The sequence below is a fragment of the Mesorhizobium sp. P2_D6 genome (genome assembly GCF_056404315.1).
Genome location: NZ_JBFUEG010000013.1, coordinates 72,218 through 88,481, shown reverse-complemented (window position 1 = coordinate 88,481; position 16,264 = coordinate 72,218). Strand labels below are relative to the sequence as shown.

Here is a 16,264-nt window from a genome sequence, read left to right as displayed (position 1 = left end):
GGCTCACCGACCTCCCGAGCCCAGGGGCGTTTCGAGATCGATGTCGACCCGGACCGGGAAGTGATCGGACGCCACCTCGCCAATATCGGCACCGACCGAGCGGACGCGATCGGCGAACATGCCACCGACGAAGCAATGGTCGAGCCGGCGCTTGGCCACCTTGCCGTCGATGGTCTTCACATGGGTGTGAAAATCAGCCGTCGGCTCGCTGGCAATGGACGCCGCATCGACGAAACCGTCGAGATAAGCGGCACCGCGATGATAGGGCGTGCTGCCGACGATGCGGCTGTATTCAGCACTCCCCGGCTCCATGTTGAAATCGCCCATCCAGATCGCCGCCATCGGATTTTCCGGCTCGGCTTCGCCGCTGGTCCAGTTGCGCGCAGGCTCGTCATCGATTCCGCTCCACGGTCCGCCCTCGGACGGTGCGCGGCGATGTTCGGCAAGCAGATAGTCGATCTGCTCCAGCCGCTCCTCCACCGCGATATGGGCGAGATGCAGCGACAGAACCCTTGCCGGGCCGGCAGGCGTGCGGATCATGCATTCGAGTGCGGCATTGCGGGTGTTGAGTGGCGTCAGCGTGCGGCGCATCGGCAGCGTGTGCAGCCGCGACCAGACGATCGGCAGCTTCGACAGCAGCATGGTGCCGAACTGCCGGCGGCGGTTGACGATGCGGCCATCGCGCCCCTCGCTGGCGTCCATGTCGAAGGCCGGGCCGTAAACCCAATGATAGTCCGGCAGCAGCCTGGACAGGATCTCCGGCTGGTCGTCCTCATTGCTCCGCTGCCAATGCCGCTCGACCTCCTGCAGCGCAATGATGTCGGCGCCGTCGACAATGCGCGCGGCGCGCGTCAGATCGTAGCGGCCATCGCTGCCGAACCCGTACTGGATGTTGTAGCTGACCAGCTTCATTGCTTATCCGGCTCAGTTTCGCTGTTGGCAGTAGCGGTTCAGCAGATTGGTTGCAATGTACACGAGAATGGAAGCGGCTTGTGCCAGAAGCCTCCCCGCCTTGCTGCGCGATCATGCACCGATTCCCGCCCGGCTCGGTATCCTCGGCACGCCGGAAAACGCCGCGAGGCGTCCCGGGGAAAGTGATGGCGCAAAAAGAAGGCGCTAGTCGGTCGTCAGCGGTTGGAACCGGCCCGCCGGCGATGCGGCCAGTTCTGCCCAGTCGATCTCTTCCTCCAGCCGGTGATAGGCCTCGTCGCCGATCGTGCCGTTGCGGCGCAGCTCCTCAAGCGTGTCGCGCTGGCGGTTGATGGCATAGAGGCGCAACCGGTCGTATTCGGTGGCGGCTTGGGCGTCGTTCGGGTTTTCCGCGATCACGCGCTGAGCTTCATACTGTTCTCGCACAACGGCAGCCGCCGCCGAGGTCTTGCGGCTGAGCACATCGAGTGCGGCCTGCATGACGGCGACACGCGCCTGCGCCACCTCGTTGTCGACCGTTCTGTCCGGGGCGAAGTTGATCCAGCGCAGCAGCGGCTTCAGGGTCATGCCTTGCAGCACCAGCGTGCCCAGCACCACCGCAAAGGCGGCAAGCACGATCGGGTCGCGGTGGGGAAAATCGGACGGCAGGGCAATGGCCACGACCAGCGTCACCAGTCCCCGCATGCCGCACCAGCCGACCAGCACGGCGCCGCCAAATGTCGGCAGATCGCGCCTTGCCTCTTCGCTGCCGAGGCGGGCAAGCCAGCGGATGATGGCGACGTAACTCCCCACCCAGACCAGCCGCGCGACGATGACGACGACCAGCACGGTTCCGGCAAAGAGAAAGGCTTCGCCCTGCCCGTCGCCGGCAAGCCGGCCGACGATCGAGCGAGCCTGCAGGCCCATCAGCACGAAGGCCAGCACGTTGAGCACGAACACCGCCGATTCCCAGACCGAATAGGTGCTGACGCGGCGTCTGGCCGACATGCGGCGGGGTGCCCTGCGCGCAATGGTGATGGCGTAGACGACGATGGTGATGATGGCGGAAAGGCCGAGCTTGTCTGCGATGATCCAGACGGCAAAGGTTCCGGCAAACTGCACCACCGTGCTGCTCGCCGCGTCCTCGATGCGGCCAAGCGTCAGCAGCGATATCCGCCCGAACACGTAGCCCGCGACCAGACTGCCGATCGTTGCCAGCAGGATCACCGGAATGGCGTTGCTCAGCATGATCGTGCCGAGCGCCGCCGAAACCGCCAGCCGGTAGATCAGCAGTGCGGTGGCATCGTTGAGCAGGCTCTCGCCCTGCAGGATGGCGGTGATGCGGTGCGGCACCTTGAACTGGCTGAGAACGGCAGACGCCGCCACGGCATCCGGCGGCGCGACAATGGCGCCAAGCGCAATTGCCGCGGCGATCGGCAGGCCAGCCATCTTCCAGCCGACAAAGGCAACCACCACGGTGGTAAAGACAACGGCGCCAAGCGCCAGCAGCGCCAGCGACAGCCGGTAGCGTTTCAGGTCGCGCAGCGAGGTGTCGTAGGCAGCGTCGAGGAGCACCGGGGCGATGAACAAGGCAAGCGCCAGTTCCGGATCGATCTCGATCGTCGGCGCGCCTGGCACGAAGGCAATCGCGACCCCCGCTAGAGCCAGCAAGGACGGATAGGGAATCTCCAGCCGCCGCGACAGCGCCGTCAGCGCGACGGCAGCAAGAAGCAGGACAAGAGTCAGTTCGAAAAGAGCCATGACCCATCGTAGCGGCGAAGCGGCATCGTGGGCAGTGGCTGGATGGCAAGATGCTGTTGATTGTCCAGTACGCTTCCGGCTCTGGCCTGCAGCCGCTCATCGCACCGGCTTGAATCGACCGCCTCAGTTTTCCTGGATGCTGCTGTTATTAGTGCAGCACCAGCATATCGCTCGACGAGAACGATATCTCGGCCTTCTCGCCGACTGCCGGCGGCGGCGTTGCCGGGCTGTTGAATGTGTCGAGCGAGACCGTGTTACCGCCGATGCCGACGCGAACCCGGATGACCGAGCCGAGGAAGTGCACTTCGGAAATTTCGCCTGACAGGCTGGAGTCTCGGCCAGGCTGGCGCCCCAGCGAAATCGCCTCCGGCCGGAGCGCCAGAGACAGCATGTCGCCGGACTTCGACCCGTTGAGCTTGCCCTTGAGCGAGACCTCCTGCGTGTTGACCTGCACCGTGCCGGCCGCGGCATCGGTGACCTTGCCTTCGAGCACGTTCAGCGTGCCGACGAAATTGGCGACGAACTTGGTTGCCGGGCGGTTGTAGATCTCGAACGGCGTGCCGACCTGCTCGGCCTTGCCGCCATACATCACCGCGATACGGTCCGAGATCGACAGCGCCTCTTCCTGGTCATGGGTGACGAAGATCGTGGTGATGCCAAGCTTCTTCTGGATGGAACGGATTTCCTCGCGCAGCGACACGCGCACCTTGGCGTCGAGCGCAGACAGCGGCTCGTCGAGCAGCAAAAGCTTCGGCTTCGGCGCAATCGCCCGCGCCAGCGCAATGCGCTGCTGCTGGCCGCCGGAGAGCTGGTAGGGATAGCGGTCGGCCATCTGCGGCAGCTTAATGATGTCGAGCATCTCGGCAACGCGGGCATCGATATCTGCCCTGGGCATGCCGGCGACCTTCAGTCCAAAGCCGATGTTCTGCGCCACTGTCAGGTTGGGGAACAGCGCATAGGCCTGGAACACCATGCCGACATTGCGCTGGTTTGGCTTCAGCCTGGTGATGTCCTTGCCTGCAACGACGATCTTGCCCGCCGACGGCTCTTCGAAACCGGCGACCATTCGCAGAACGGTGGTCTTGCCGCAGCCGGACGGCCCGAGGAAGGAAACGAACTCGCCCGGCTCGACATCGAGATTGAAATCCTCGACCACAGTGGTGGCGCCGAAGGATTTTCGCACATGCTGGATGGAGAGGAATGGTTCGGCCATGGCTTTTTCTTTCGATCAGTACTTTGTCGATCAGTTCGGGCGGTTCGCCGATCTCGGCGCGAACCGGGACAGGATCTGGATCAGCGACATGCAGCCCCAGGTGATGGCGAAAGCGATGATGGCAAGCGCCGCCGGCTCATAAGCGCGGTTGGCGCCAACGTTTTGCAGATAGGGGCCGAAGGCGGGTCGGTTGAGCAGGCTGGCCATGGTGAATTCGCCAATGACGATGGCGAACGTGAGGAAGGCGCCCGACAACACCGCGATCAGAACATTGGGCAGGATGACGCGGGTGATAATCGTGCCCCAGCCGGCGCCAAGGATCTGTGCCGCTTCCGTCAGCGTACGCACGTCGATGGTGCGAAGTCCGGTGTCCACCGCACGGTACATGTAGGGCAGCGCCAGCATCGCATAACCGATGACCAGCAAGGCATTTGTACCCATGTCGGTCGCCAGGAACGGCAGCGGCGAATTCGAACCGTACATCCTGATATAGCCGAAGACGATGACGATGGCCGGAATGACCAGCGGCAGCAACGTGATAAACTCGACGATCGGCCGCAGTTGCGGCAGGCGCAGCCGAATCCAGTAGGCGGCGGGCACCACGATCAACACGCCGAGAATGATGGTGAAGACGGCCGCGAGCACCGAGTAGCCAAAGGTCGCCTGAAAACGAGGGTCGCCAAGCACGATCTGATAGGCATCGAAGGAATAGGCGCCGCGCCGCATGCGCATGGAAAATTCCACGGTTGCGATCAGCGGAATGAAGAAATAGGCCGCGCCCAGCGCGAAGACGACCCAGGCCCAGAATTTGCCGGACTTCATTTCAGCCACCTCTCCGAACGCGTCCGGAACCAGATGTAGAAGACATTAGCGAGCCCGGTGATGACGATCATGCCGAAGGCGATCGCATAGCCGAGATGAGCATTGTGCAGCACGTCGCCGCGGATCTGCGCATAGAGCAGGATCGGCACGATGTTGAGGGAGGAGCCGGTCAGCGCATAAGCGGTGGCGATAGCGCCGAAGGCATTGGCGAAGAGCAGGATGACCGTGCCGAGGAAGCTCGGCCAGATCACCGGGATCACTACCATGCGCCAGTATTGCGCCTGGGTGGCGCCGAGCGTCGCGGCGGCCTCGCCCCACTCCTTCTTCAAACCGTCGATCGCCGGCGTGATGATGACCACCATCAGCGGGATCTGGAAATAGACATAGGTCAGCGTCAGGCCCCAGAACGACAGGATGTTGAAGCCGTGTGCGTAGATGTTGAGGCCGAACACCGTGTTCAGAAGCACCGTTGCGAGACCGAGCCGTCCCAGGGTCGCGAGGAAGGCGAAGGCCAGCGGTACGCCGGCGAAATTGGAAGCAACGCCGGAAAAGGTTAGCGTTGCCGAGCGTATCCACTCCGGCAGGCCGCCGCGCACGATCGCGATGGCGATGGCGAGCCCGGCGAAGGCACCGATCAGCGCCGAGGAAAGGCTGACCTTGAGCGAGATCCAGTAGGCGGCGACAATCGATGGCTGCGCCAGCGCCGCTATGTTTTCGAACGTGAATTCGCCGGCATCGTTCTGGAATGCGCCCAGCATCAGATAGAGCGTGGGCAAGATCAGGAACATGATTGCGAAGATGAAAAATGGCGCGACACCGAGCCATTGCGTCGGCAGTCGCAATGCGCGCGCCTCGCTGGGGGGCGCGGTCTTCCCGGCGACTGCGTGATCGGAAAGCGAGAGATCTGTCATGCGCCGGCTACCGTCTCCGAGGAAAACCGGGCGGCCGCGAGGCCGCCCGGTTGGCTTCAAGCCTTACTTGACGTTGGCGCCGACGACGGCATCCCAGTTCTTGGTGACGGCTTCCTTTGCCTTGCCCTGCTCGTCCAGCGTCGGGAACACCGCCGCAGCGTAAGCCTCAGCCGGCGGCAGCTTGGCCATCACGTCCGCCGGAAGCTTGCCGTTCTTGGCAAGATCGTTGAAGCGGATCGGGTGGCAATAGCCCTTCAGCCAGCCGATCTGGCCTTCGTCGGAGTAGAGATACTCCAGCCAGAGCTTGGCAGCGTTCGGATGCGGTGCGAAAGCACTGATCGCCTGCACGTAGACGCCGGCAACGACACCCGTCTTCGGCACGACGACGTCGACGGGCGGATTACCCTTCAGCGTGTCGCGACCGGCAAGTGCATTGTAGTCCCAGGTCACCAGGATCGGCGTCTGGCCTTGAGCCAGGGTCGCCGGCTTGCCGATGACTGGCACGAAATTGCCGGCGGCATTGAGCTTCTTGAAGAAGTCGAGGCCGGCGGTACCGGCAGCTTCGCCGGCAGCCGCGCCGCCTGAAAGGCCGGCCGCGTAGACGGCCTGGATGGCCTGGTTCGAGGCGCGCGGGTCGCCTGCAAGCGCCACGGTGTTGGCGAATTCCGGCTTCAGCAGGTCAGCCCAGTCAGCCGGTGCTTCCTTGACGAGATCCTTATTCACCAGGAAGGACAGCACGCCGTAGTAGTCGCCGGTCCAGAAACCGTCGGCATCCTTGGCGCTGTCCGGGATCGAGTCCCAGGTCGACACTTTGTAGGCCTGGATAAGGCCGTCGGCCTTGGCGGTCGGGCCGAAGGACAGGCCGACATCAATGACGTCGGGAGCCTGCGGGCCCTTGTTGTCCTTGTTGGCCTTGATCGCCTCGACCTCGTCGCCGGAGCCGGCATCGGGGTTGAGTTCGTTGACGGTGATTTCCGGATACTTCGCCTTGAAGCCGTCGATGACGGCGCCGTAACCGCACCAGTCATGCGGCAGCGCAATTGTGGTGAGTTGGCCTTCCTTCTTCGCCGCGGCAACCAGTTCATCCATGGACTGGGCCGATGAGATAGCAGAGGTCGCCATGAGGGCGACGGCCGATAGGGAAAGCACTTTCCCCGTAAACTTGAACATGTGTTCTCTCCGTTGAACTGGCGTCGCTGGACGCCTGCGATGCGGTATCTTTTTCATATGACAGCCAGATGAAAGCTTTTTGAAACTGGCCCCCGGCGGTGCGAAAAGTTAACTCTTTTTAACGGGCTGTAGCAATCAGCCTCCACTTAATTTCCCGGCTAATGGTTTATTGCCTTGCCCTTTGCCCCCTTGCCCTTTCCTTTCCCCTCGTTTCCAGATCACTTCCGGCGCCGCAAGCCGCCTCACACAGTGCCGGCTAGGGCGTTCTCAAGCAGCGTCAGCGCCGCCTTCTTGGTCAGCTTGACAGGATTGCCGCCGGCGGTCGGATCGACCACCGCCATGTCGGCGATCAGCCCCTTGCGCTTCTTGTCCATGTCGAGCCCCTTGATCAGATCGGGCAGCGCATGCGGCACCTTGAGCTCCTTGCGCAGCTTGATGATCGCCTTGGCGAAACCGTCGAAGCCGCCCTTGATGCCGCAATAGGCGGCAAGCCGAGCGATCCGCTCTTCGATCGAGTCCCGGTTGAAAGCCAGCACATAGGGCATGAACACGGCATTGGTCATGCCGTGATGGGTGTCGTAGAGCGCGCCGATCGGATGCGACAGCGAATGGATGGCGCCCAGCCCCTTCTGGAAGGCGGCAGCGCCCATGGCCGCAGCGCTCATCATATGGGCGCGGGCCACGAGGTCCTTGCCGTTGGCATAGGCCTTGGGCAGGTTCTCGAACACCAGGCGCACACCTTCCACGGCGATGCCGTCGGCCATCGGGTGGTAGCCCGGCGCGCAATAGGCTTCGAGGCAGTGTGCCAGCGCATCCATGCCGGTTCCGGCGGTGATGAAACCGGGCATGCCGACCGACAGTTCCGGATCGGCAATGACGATTGCCGGCAAAAGCTTCGGATGGAAGATGACCTTCTTGGTGTGCGTCGCCTCATTGGTGATGACGCCGGCACGGCCGACCTCCGAGCCGGTGCCGGCCGTCGTTGGCACGGCAATGATCGGCGCGATGGCGTCGGAATTGGCACGCGTCCACCAGTCGTCGACATCCTCGAAATCCCACACCGGCCGCGTCTGCCCGGCCTGGAAGGCGATCAGCTTGCCGAGATCGAGCGCCGAGCCGCCACCGAAGGCGATGACGCCGTCATGCTTGCCCTTCTTGAACACGGCAATGCCGGCGGTGAGGTTGGAATCGACCGGGTTCGGCTTCACCTCGGAAAACACGCCATAGGGCACCTTGGCGTCGTCGAGGATCTTCAGCGTCGAAGCGACCACAGGCAGTTTCGCCAGCCCCGGATCGGTGACGAACAGCGGCCGCTTGATGCCGGTCGCTTCCAGCACCTCGGGCAATTCCTTGATGCGCCCGGCACCGAAGCGGACGGTGGTCGGGTAGTTCCATTTGGAGATCAGCTTGGACATGTCTTGTCTTTCAAAAAATCAGATGGCTTCGCGCAGGTGGAAGGATTTCGGCCGGGTCAGATTGTCGTAGCCGAGCGCCGACAGGGCAACGCCCTTGCCGGTGTCCTTGACGCCGGTCCAGACCAGCGCCGGATCGAGATAGTCGCAGCGGTTCATGAACACGGTGCCGGTCTCGACGCGGTCGCCGATCGCGATGGCGTGCTCAGTGTCGCGCGTCCAGATCGAGGCAGTCAGCCCGTAGGGGCTGTCGTTCATCAGCGCGATCGCCTCCTCGTCGTTGCGCACCTTCATGATGCCGACGATCGGACCAAAGCTTTCCTCGCGCATGACGCTCATCTGGTGGTCGACACTGGTCAGCACTTCCGGCGCCAGGTAGGGCGAGCCGGCTTGGTCATTAGCCACCTTCATATTGATATGTGCCACCGCGCCTTTGCGCAGCGCCTCGGCCTTCTGCTCGCGGATCAGGTCGGCAAAGCGCGCCTGCGCCATCGGCCCCATTGTCGTCGCCTGCTCCAGCGGATTGCCGACGACATAGTTCTTCGTCTCGGCAATGAAGCCTTCGACGAACTGGTCGTAGACCTTCTCATGCACATAGACGCGCTCGATGCCGCAGCAGCACTGGCCGGAATTGTAGAAGGCGCCGTCGACCAGATTGGCCACCGCATGGTCGAGCTTGGCGTCGGGCAGCACATAGGCCGGATCCTTGCCACCGAGCTCGAGGCCGAGTGTCATGAAGGTGCCTGCCGCCGCCTTCTCGATGGCGCGGCCACCGCCGACCGAACCGGTGAAATTGACATGGTCGATCTTGCCGGAGCCAAGCAGCTTCTCGGTCTGGGCATGGTTGAGCACGACATTCTGGAACACACCCTTTGGCAGGCCAACCTTGTCGAAGGCCAGCTGAAAACGTTCACCGACTAGCAGCGTCTGCGCCGCATGCTTCAGGATAACCGTGTTGCCGGCCATCAGCGCCGGCACGATGGTGTTGACCGCGGTCAGATAAGGATAGTTCCACGGCGCGATCACCATGACGACGCCGAGCGGATCTTTCTTCACATAGCGGCGGAAGCCGTCCTTCGGATTGGACGCCGGCACCGACTTCAGCGCAGCTTCAGCGATCTCGACCATATAGTTGGTGCGTTCCCTAACGCCGCCGAACTCGCCGCCATAGCGCACCGGGCGCCCCATCTGCCAGGCGATCTCCGGCACGATCTCGTCGGTCATCGCGACCAGCGCTTCCAGCATTGCCAGCATGTACTTGCCGCGCTCGACGATCGGCGTGAGCGCCCATTTCTCCTGCGCCGCCTTGGCGCGCTCGACCGCGGCATTGATCGCCTGGTCGGTCGCGATCGGCCGCTCGGCATAGATCGAACCATCGATGGGGGATTTGAGTTTGACCGTTTCGGTCATTTGTAAGTCCTCGTACTTTTACAACAATCAAAGAATGACATGGCTTGGCGCTGCCCCGTTCCAACGCTGGCGCACTCTCTCCCATTCTCAACGGGGAAAGAGCGCGAGGCAGTCGACGTTTCGCAGGCTACCCTAGTACCGCTCGAACCCCCTGTGCAGTTCCCAATCCGTAATGCGGCGGTCGTATTCGAACTGCTCCCACTTCGCGGTGTGGACGTAATGTTCGAGCACGTCCTCGCCGAGCGCCTGCTTCAGCATCTTCGACTTTGCCAGCGTCTCGGTGGCGTCCCGAAGCGTCTTCGGAATCTCGGGCAGGCGCGAGGCCTGATAGGCATCGCCGACGAACGGCTTCTGCAGTTCCAGCTTCTCATCGATGCCGGCAAGGCCGGCCGCGATCAGCGCGGCGAAAGCAAGATAAGGGTTCAGATCGGCGCCGCCGATGCGGCATTCCATGCGGATGCCCTTGGTGCCCTCGCCGCACAGGCGGAAGCCGGCGGTGCGGTTGTCCTCGCTCCACATGATCTTGGTCGGCGCGAAGGTGCCGGCCTGGAAGCGTTTGTAGGAGTTGATGTAGGGCGCCAGGAACCAGGTGAACTCCTTGGCGTATTTCAGCTGCCCCGCCGCCCATTGCTGGCCGAGCGTCGACAAAGTCCAGTCCGCCTTTTTGTCGAAGAACAGCGGCGTCTTGCCGTCGGCGCTCCACAGCGAATTGTGGATGTGGCTGGAATTGCCGGCGAGCCCGTAATTGTACTTCGACATGAAGGAAATCGACTTGCCTTCGGACTCGGCAATCTCCTTGGCGCCGTTCTTCAGGATGACGTGGCGGTCGGCCATGTCGAGCGCCTCGGCATAGCGCACATTGATCTCTTCCTGGCCCGGACCCCATTCGCCCTTCGAATTCTCGATAGGGATGCCGGCCGCTTCCATCTCGTTGCGAAGCCGGCGCATGACACCTTCTTCCTTGGTGGTGATGCCGATCTGGTAGTCGCCAATATAGGGCGAGGCGGTGTCGAGGCCCTGCCAGTGCTTCTTGCGGGCGGAATCATAGGTCTCGTTGAACAGATAGAATTCGAGCTCGGAGGCGAAGTAGCCGATATAGCCACGCTCTGTCAGCCGCTTGACCTGCTTCTTCAGGATGGCGCGCGGCGAATGCGGCAGGTCGTCATGGGTGTGGTGGTCGAGCACGTCGCAGATCACAAGTGCTGTCTTTTCCAGCCACGGAAGGCGCCGCAGCGTCGCCAGATCCGGCTTCATGACGAAGTCGCCATAGCCCTTCGACCAGCTTGCCGCCTTGTAGCCCGGCACCGGCTCCATATCGATGTCGGCGGCCAAGAGATAGTTGCAGCCGTGCGTCTCGTCATGGGCGGAATCGACGAAGTACTGCGCCAGGAAACGCTTTCCCGCGAGCCGCCCCTGCATGTCGACGATGCAGGCCAGCACCGTGTCGATCTCGCCATTGGAGACCGCTTTCTTCAACTGATCGAACGAGAAATTTCCGGCCATTCCTTTGGCACTCCAGCGCTGGTCGATTGAGGGGTAAATGAAACCATGGCCGGCGGAGCGCCGGCCATGACCATGATGGTTGACGTCAGTGGCCGGTTTCGCCGACCGCCTGTTCGGCTGCCTTGATCGCGGCCTGGCGGGCCGCGATGATGTCGCCCAGCGGCGGACCCTGGAAGCGGTTGCGTTCGAATGCGAACCATACGATCGCCGTCAGGATGAAGAAGCCGACGGTGATGTAGAGCGCCCAGTCGTTCGGTGGCTGGATGCCGATGACGAAGATCAGGATCATCGACACGATCGAGAGAACGCCGAACAGCATGAAGATGGCGCGGCCCATGTTCCACGGCCCCATCTTGTCCCACTTCGGTGTGCCCCAGGCCAGCATACCGAGCACGATCGGCACGGTGAAGGACAGGAACAGGAAGATGACGGTGCAGGACACGACGATGGTATAGGCCGAGGTGCCGGCAACCGAGACCAGCGTCGAACCCCAGACGAACAGAACCGACAGGACCGATGCCGTCCAGATAGCCGCCACCGGCGTGCGGTAGGTCGGGCTGACCTTGGCCAGCGCCGCCGAGCCGGGCAGGCCGCCGTCACGCGAGAAGGCGAAGATCATGCGCGAAGCCGAGGTGACGGTCGCCAGGCCGCACAGCAGCTGGGCGATGAACACCACGAGGTAGACGAACTCCTTGAGGCCGGGGCTGACGCGCTGGTCGAAAGCCCAAAAGAACACGTTCCAGCCCTGCTTGGCTGCGTCATCCATGTTCGGGATCATCAGCACGAAGGCGGCCAGGAAGAGGTAGCCGAACACCGCCGACCAGATCACTGACATGACCATGGCGCGCGGCACCGAGGATGCTGCCTTGATGGTTTCCTCCGACGTGTGCGCCGAAGCATCGTAGCCGGTGATCGTATAGATCGGCAGCAGGAGGCCAAGCGCGAACACCCAGGCGTTCGATACGGACGGCCAGACGCTAGCACCGGCTTCGCCCGAGTAGTTGTGGAAGGTGAAGAGCCGGCTGAAATCCCAGGTCTCGGCGGAGAACAGGCAGACGACCGCGATCAGGATCGAACCGAAGAAGATCAGATAGCCCGAAAAGTCGGTCAGCTTCGCCGTCAGCTTGATGCCGAGATGGTTGATCAGCGCCTGGGCGCCGGTGATGATAATCAGAAAAATCATCTGGTTGGTGAGCGTTCCCTCGATGCCGAGCGTCGGCCCAAAAGCGCCGATGAAGAACGTCCAGGTGCCGACATTGATGGCGCCGAGCACGGTGATCAGGCCAAGCAGATTGAGCCAGGCCGTCACCCAGCCGGTTCCGCGATTGCCGAGGATAGAACCCCAGTGATAGAGGCCGCCGGCCGTTGGATAGGCCGAGCTGATCTGCGACATGGCGACCGCGAAGGTCAGCGAGACGAAGCAGCCGACCAGCCAGCCGATGCCGATGCCGATGCCGCCGGCGCCCGACGTTGCCTGCGCCAGCGAATTGATGCCGCCCGACAGGATGCAGATGATGGAAAAGGAAACCGCGAAATTAGAGAAGCGGCTGAGCCGCCGCTCCAGTTCCTGGGCATAGCCCATGCTGTGGAGGTGCTTTACGTCCTCCGCCTTGTCGACGTCTGAATAACCCGGTGCTGCCATTTGAAGTCCCCTTTGCGTTCTTAGCTGGCCGCCCTGCCCCGGTCGGCTTGCGCCGGCCGGAGCATGTAGTCTTGCTGTTAGCCCGCCGTCTGACCAACGGCTTTTTCCGCAGCCGCGATCTCCACCGCGCGGCGAGCAATATCGGCGCCGATCGGCGGGCCCTTGAAGCGGCGCGACTCGATGCCGAACCACAGAACCACGAGCAGAACGATCAGGCCGATGGCATAGTTGATCAGGATGTCGAATGGCGGCTGGATGCCGGCATACATGAGGACCAGAACGCCAAGCACCGTGATGACGGCGAATGGCTTGGACCAGATACCGAGGCGGAACGGGCCGAATTCGGTCCAGCTCTTGCCTTCCGCAAGCAGTCCAGCCGCCACCGGCATGGCGTAGGACACGTAGAGGAACAATGCACAGCCGGCGGCCAGTGCGGCAAAGGCCGGCGAGTACAATGTCGCTGCGACCGCGAGCACCGCTCCGAGCCAGATTGCCGCCACCGGCGTACGCCATGTCGGGCTGACGGTTTTCCACACCGACGAACCGGGCAGGCCGCCGTCACGCGCAAAGGCAAAGATCATGCGCGAGGTCGACGTCAGTCCGGCGAGCGCGCAGATGAAGTTCGCCAGCACGATTGCGATGGCAATGATGCTCTTCAGCCAGAATGGTGCCGGCAGGTTGTTGAAGAGATTGAACCAGGCATTGGCGCCATCCTTGGCCGTTGCTGCCAGATCGGGGCTGGCAAGAACGAATGACACGGCCATGACGAAGCCAAACACCAGCGACCACAGAACCGAATGGATCATGCCGCGCGGCACCGCCACGCGGGCATTGTGGGTCTCTTCGGATGTGTGGGCCGAAGCGTCGAAGCCGGTGATCGTGTAAAGTGGGTAGAGCAGGCCGATCAGGAAGGCGACGAGTGCCGTCCGTGCGGTGGGAACGTATCCGGCGCCTGGATCACCCGTATTGTTGACGAAGGTGGTGAGCCGCGAGAAATCCCAGCTTGCGCCCCAGATCAGGAACATCGCGGTCAACACGACGGCGACGACCAGAATGAGGTAGCCCGAGAAATCGGTCAGTATGGTGGTGAGCTTGATGCCGAAATGGTTGATCAGCGCCTGCGCGACCGTGATGATCACAACGCCGATTACCTGCTCCTGATACCCCCAGGCGGATACGTCGTGCCCGAACACGCCGGACCAGACAAGGTCCTTGAACAGTGCATAGACACCGACATTGACCGAGGCGACGACGAAGACCAAGCCAAGCAGGTTGATCCAGGCCGTGGCCCAGCCCCAGCCACGTCCGCCAAGAATTGACGACCAGTGGTAGAGGCCGCCGGCCGTTGGGTACGCCGAGCCAATCTGGCCAAGCGACGCAGCCACGACAAGTGCGAAGACGCCGCCGATGATCCAGCCGACAGTCGCCTCGAAGCCACTGCCGGTAGCCATGGCCAGCGGGAAAGACGTGATGCCGCCCGCCAGAATACAAATGATCGAAAAGGAAATTGCGAAGTTCGAGAAACCGCTCATACGGCGAGCCAGCTCCTGGGCATAGCCCATGCTATGGAGGGTTTTTACGTCCTCCGACCTCTCATGGTCTGATGTATCCGGTCCTGCCATTTTCGTCCCCTGTTGTTTCTAGCTGGCCGATTGAACTGACTTTCCCATTGCGTGCCGTCTGAAACCCTTGGCCTCCTCGGGTTCCAGATTCGAAAAAATGCCGGTGAGCAGATCCGCCCATTTCCGCTGCCCGGTCTCGCCGGATATTTCGTCGTTGCGGATTTCGATCATCGCGCAGGCAAGGCCGCGTGAGCGCGCATGGCGCTCCAAAGTGAAATAAACGCGGTCGGACGGCGAATAGGGTTCGTTGACGCCGACGGTAACGCCGGCAAGACGCTGCAACGCCGCTATCAGCGGCGACGCCAGACGGCGGTCGTCATCGTGGATGATGCCGATATGCCAGGGCCGGTTCTTGCCCTTGTAGACCGGGGTGAAGGAATGCACCGACACCAGCCGCGTTTCCTGTCCGCGCGCCAGCCGGTCGTCGATGATGTTGGCGATCGTGTCGTGGAAGGGGCGCCATGACAAAGCGATGCGTTCGGCGCGCTCACTGTCCGACAGGCCGGCATTGCCTGGAATGATCGTCGTCTCGCTGACCGGCGGCACCAGGTCCGGAGCGTCGAGCGGACGATTGCAGTCGACGATGAGCCGCGAGATGCGGGTTTCGATGAGCGTCGCATCAAGCGCCTCAGCTATGCGGCTTGCCACCGGCAGCGCGCCGGGGTCCCAGGCGATGTGGCGGGAAAGATCTTCTGCGCTCAGGCCGAGCGTGCCGAATTCGCCCGGCAGGAAATTGGAAGCGTGGTCGCAGGTCAGCACGAAAGGACTGGATCCGCCGGGGTTCGTCACCCCTACGGTATCAGACGATGCAAGGCTGGCGGGCCGTGCTCTCTCCATACTGCCGTCCCCTGGGGAGCGCTGTATCTTATGTTACGTATTTTGCCTCATTGCGTCCCTGTGGATGATTTCATACAGTTTGTCAGGCTTTGTCAAATGCGATTTCGGGGAAGCATGACGGACCGGGCCAAGGGCGGGGGAAAACTATGATTTCCAGCATTGCCGAACTGATTTCGGACCGCATCGGCACGATGCCGGCCGGCGAGCGCCGCGCCGCGCAGACGCTGATTGCCAACTATCCGTTGATCGGCCTGAAGACGGTTGCCGAATTCTCGGCCGCCGCCGGTGTGTCGTCGCCGACCATCCTGCGCTTCGTCTCCAGGCTGGGTTTCCAGAACTATCCCGAATTCCAGTCGGCGCTGCAGGACGAACTGGCGGCGCAATTGCAGTCGCCGGCATCGCGCACGCTCAACCCCGCCTCGCCGGGCAGCAGTGCCGTATCGCCGATGCTGGAGGCGACGCTGGACAATATGCGCGAGACCTTCCGGCATCTCTCCGACAGGCAGCTTGCCGATATCGCCACCAGGCTTGCCGAGCGGCGCGGCAAGACCTTTTTGATCGGCGGCCGCTTCACCGATCCGCTGGCGCGCTACATGGCCGCCCACCTCGCCATCATCCAGCCCGATGTCTATCACCTTGCCGGCCAGGAGAGCATCTGGCGGGACCGTCTGATCGACATGGGCAAGCGCGACGTGTTGGTGATCTTCGACATAAGGCGCTACCAGGACAGTCTGGTGCGCTTTGCCGAGACGGCGCATCAGCGCGGGGTGCAGATCGTGCTGTTCACGGACCAGTGGCTGTCGCCGATCGCCCGCTTCGCCCGCCATGTCATCGCCGGACGCACCGCTGTGCCGTCAGCGTGGGATTCCTCAGCGGCATTGTTCGTTGTCGCCGAGACACTGATCGGCGCTGTCACCCGGCAGCTCGAGGCCGACAGCGCCAAGCGTATCCGGGACCTGGAAGGACTGCGCTGACAGCCTCAATCCCGGCCTCAGGCGCGCAACGTTACGCAGACTTAATGTGCATGGCCGCGGCAGAATTGCCATAAAGCC

The 16,264-nt window shown here is 62.6% G+C and carries 13 protein-coding genes; 1 reads left to right on the top strand and 12 read right to left on the bottom strand.

Going from position 1 to position 16,264, the window contains the following annotated elements; genetic code table 11:
- Positions 1-3: 3 nt before the first annotated feature.
- The 12 genes from AC1D1L_RS24345 to AC1D1L_RS24290 all read right to left on the bottom strand — a co-directional run bounded on the left by AC1D1L_RS24345 (position 4) and on the right by AC1D1L_RS24290 (position 15,212).
- Complete coding sequence (locus AC1D1L_RS24345; RefSeq protein ID WP_477343974.1) at positions 4-912, bottom strand: endonuclease/exonuclease/phosphatase family protein; 909 nt, start codon at positions 910-912, stop codon at positions 4-6.
- 204 nt (positions 913-1,116) lie between these two features.
- Entirely contained in the window at positions 1,117-2,670 is a 1,554-nt protein-coding gene (locus AC1D1L_RS24340; RefSeq protein ID WP_477343973.1) for a cation:proton antiporter, read from the bottom strand.
- 148 nt (positions 2,671-2,818) lie between these two features.
- Complete coding sequence (locus tag AC1D1L_RS24335) at positions 2,819-3,883, bottom strand: ABC transporter ATP-binding protein (protein WP_112559242.1); 1,065 nt, start codon at positions 3,881-3,883, stop codon at positions 2,819-2,821.
- Between the two features lie 30 nt (positions 3,884-3,913).
- Positions 3,914-4,705 (bottom strand): ABC transporter permease, encoded by a 792-nt coding sequence (locus tag AC1D1L_RS24330; protein WP_352556041.1) that lies wholly within the window; start codon positions 4,703-4,705, stop codon positions 3,914-3,916.
- Positions 4,702-5,616: an ABC transporter permease gene (locus tag AC1D1L_RS24325; protein ID WP_112559240.1), complete on the bottom strand. Its 915-nt coding sequence runs from the start codon at positions 5,614-5,616 to the stop codon at positions 4,702-4,704. The genes AC1D1L_RS24330 and AC1D1L_RS24325 overlap by 4 nt, the downstream gene beginning before the upstream one ends.
- 63 nt (positions 5,617-5,679) lie before the next feature.
- Entirely contained in the window at positions 5,680-6,786 is a 1,107-nt protein-coding gene (locus tag AC1D1L_RS24320) for an ABC transporter substrate-binding protein (RefSeq protein WP_142866056.1), read from the bottom strand.
- 242 nt (positions 6,787-7,028) lie between these two features.
- Positions 7,029-8,201, bottom strand: coding sequence for an iron-containing alcohol dehydrogenase (locus AC1D1L_RS24315; RefSeq protein ID WP_477343972.1), 1,173 nt, complete (start codon positions 8,199-8,201; stop codon positions 7,029-7,031).
- Positions 8,202-8,219: 18 nt separating this feature from the next.
- Complete coding sequence (locus AC1D1L_RS24310) at positions 8,220-9,608, bottom strand: aldehyde dehydrogenase family protein (RefSeq protein ID WP_477343971.1); 1,389 nt, start codon at positions 9,606-9,608, stop codon at positions 8,220-8,222.
- 132 nt (positions 9,609-9,740) lie between these two features.
- Positions 9,741-11,111, bottom strand: a complete 1,371-nt coding sequence (locus tag AC1D1L_RS24305; RefSeq protein ID WP_477343969.1) for a glutamine synthetase family protein — start codon at positions 11,109-11,111, stop codon at positions 9,741-9,743.
- Between the two features lie 85 nt (positions 11,112-11,196).
- Complete coding sequence (locus tag AC1D1L_RS24300) at positions 11,197-12,753, bottom strand: amino acid permease (protein WP_477343968.1); 1,557 nt, start codon at positions 12,751-12,753, stop codon at positions 11,197-11,199.
- A gap of 77 nt (positions 12,754-12,830) precedes the next feature.
- Complete coding sequence (locus AC1D1L_RS24295; RefSeq protein ID WP_352586232.1) at positions 12,831-14,375, bottom strand: amino acid permease; 1,545 nt, start codon at positions 14,373-14,375, stop codon at positions 12,831-12,833.
- An 18-nt stretch (positions 14,376-14,393) separates the two neighbouring features.
- A complete protein-coding gene (locus tag AC1D1L_RS24290; RefSeq protein WP_477343967.1) occupies positions 14,394-15,212 on the bottom strand; it encodes an N-formylglutamate amidohydrolase in 819 nt (272 codons plus the stop codon).
- Between the two features lie 146 nt (positions 15,213-15,358).
- On the opposite strand from AC1D1L_RS24290, the gene AC1D1L_RS24285 reads away from it, so the two are divergent.
- Positions 15,359-16,186 carry a MurR/RpiR family transcriptional regulator gene (locus AC1D1L_RS24285; RefSeq protein ID WP_477343966.1) on the top strand — a complete coding sequence of 276 codons (828 nt, stop codon included), beginning with the start codon at positions 15,359-15,361 and terminating at the stop codon, positions 16,184-16,186.
- The last annotated feature ends 78 nt before the right edge of the window (positions 16,187-16,264 follow it).

Excerpts from the sequence above, each read along its gene's own strand:
- AC1D1L_RS24335 (WP_112559242.1), bottom strand. The coding sequence starts at position 3,883 with ATGGCCGAACCATTCCTCTCCATCCAGCATGTGCGAAAATCCTTCGGC.
- AC1D1L_RS24295 (WP_352586232.1), bottom strand. The coding sequence starts at position 14,375 with ATGGCAGGACCGGATACATCAGACCATGAGAGGTCGGAGGACGTAAAA.
- AC1D1L_RS24285 (WP_477343966.1), top strand. The coding sequence starts at position 15,359 with ATGATTTCCAGCATTGCCGAACTGATTTCGGACCGCATCGGCACGATG.
- AC1D1L_RS24305 (WP_477343969.1), bottom strand. The coding sequence starts at position 11,111 with ATGGCCGGAAATTTCTCGTTCGATCAGTTGAAGAAAGCGGTCTCCAAT.
- AC1D1L_RS24320 (WP_142866056.1), bottom strand. The coding sequence starts at position 6,786 with ATGTTCAAGTTTACGGGGAAAGTGCTTTCCCTATCGGCCGTCGCCCTC.
- AC1D1L_RS24315 (WP_477343972.1), bottom strand. The coding sequence starts at position 8,201 with ATGTCCAAGCTGATCTCCAAATGGAACTACCCGACCACCGTCCGCTTC.
- AC1D1L_RS24310 (WP_477343971.1), bottom strand. The coding sequence starts at position 9,608 with ATGACCGAAACGGTCAAACTCAAATCCCCCATCGATGGTTCGATCTAT.
- AC1D1L_RS24290 (WP_477343967.1), bottom strand. The coding sequence starts at position 15,212 with ATGGAGAGAGCACGGCCCGCCAGCCTTGCATCGTCTGATACCGTAGGG.
- AC1D1L_RS24345 (WP_477343974.1), bottom strand. The coding sequence starts at position 912 with ATGAAGCTGGTCAGCTACAACATCCAGTACGGGTTCGGCAGCGATGGC.
- AC1D1L_RS24340 (WP_477343973.1), bottom strand. The coding sequence starts at position 2,670 with ATGGCTCTTTTCGAACTGACTCTTGTCCTGCTTCTTGCTGCCGTCGCG.
- AC1D1L_RS24325 (WP_112559240.1), bottom strand. The coding sequence starts at position 5,616 with ATGACAGATCTCTCGCTTTCCGATCACGCAGTCGCCGGGAAGACCGCG.
- AC1D1L_RS24330 (WP_352556041.1), bottom strand. The coding sequence starts at position 4,705 with ATGAAGTCCGGCAAATTCTGGGCCTGGGTCGTCTTCGCGCTGGGCGCG.
- AC1D1L_RS24300 (WP_477343968.1), bottom strand. The coding sequence starts at position 12,753 with ATGGCAGCACCGGGTTATTCAGACGTCGACAAGGCGGAGGACGTAAAG.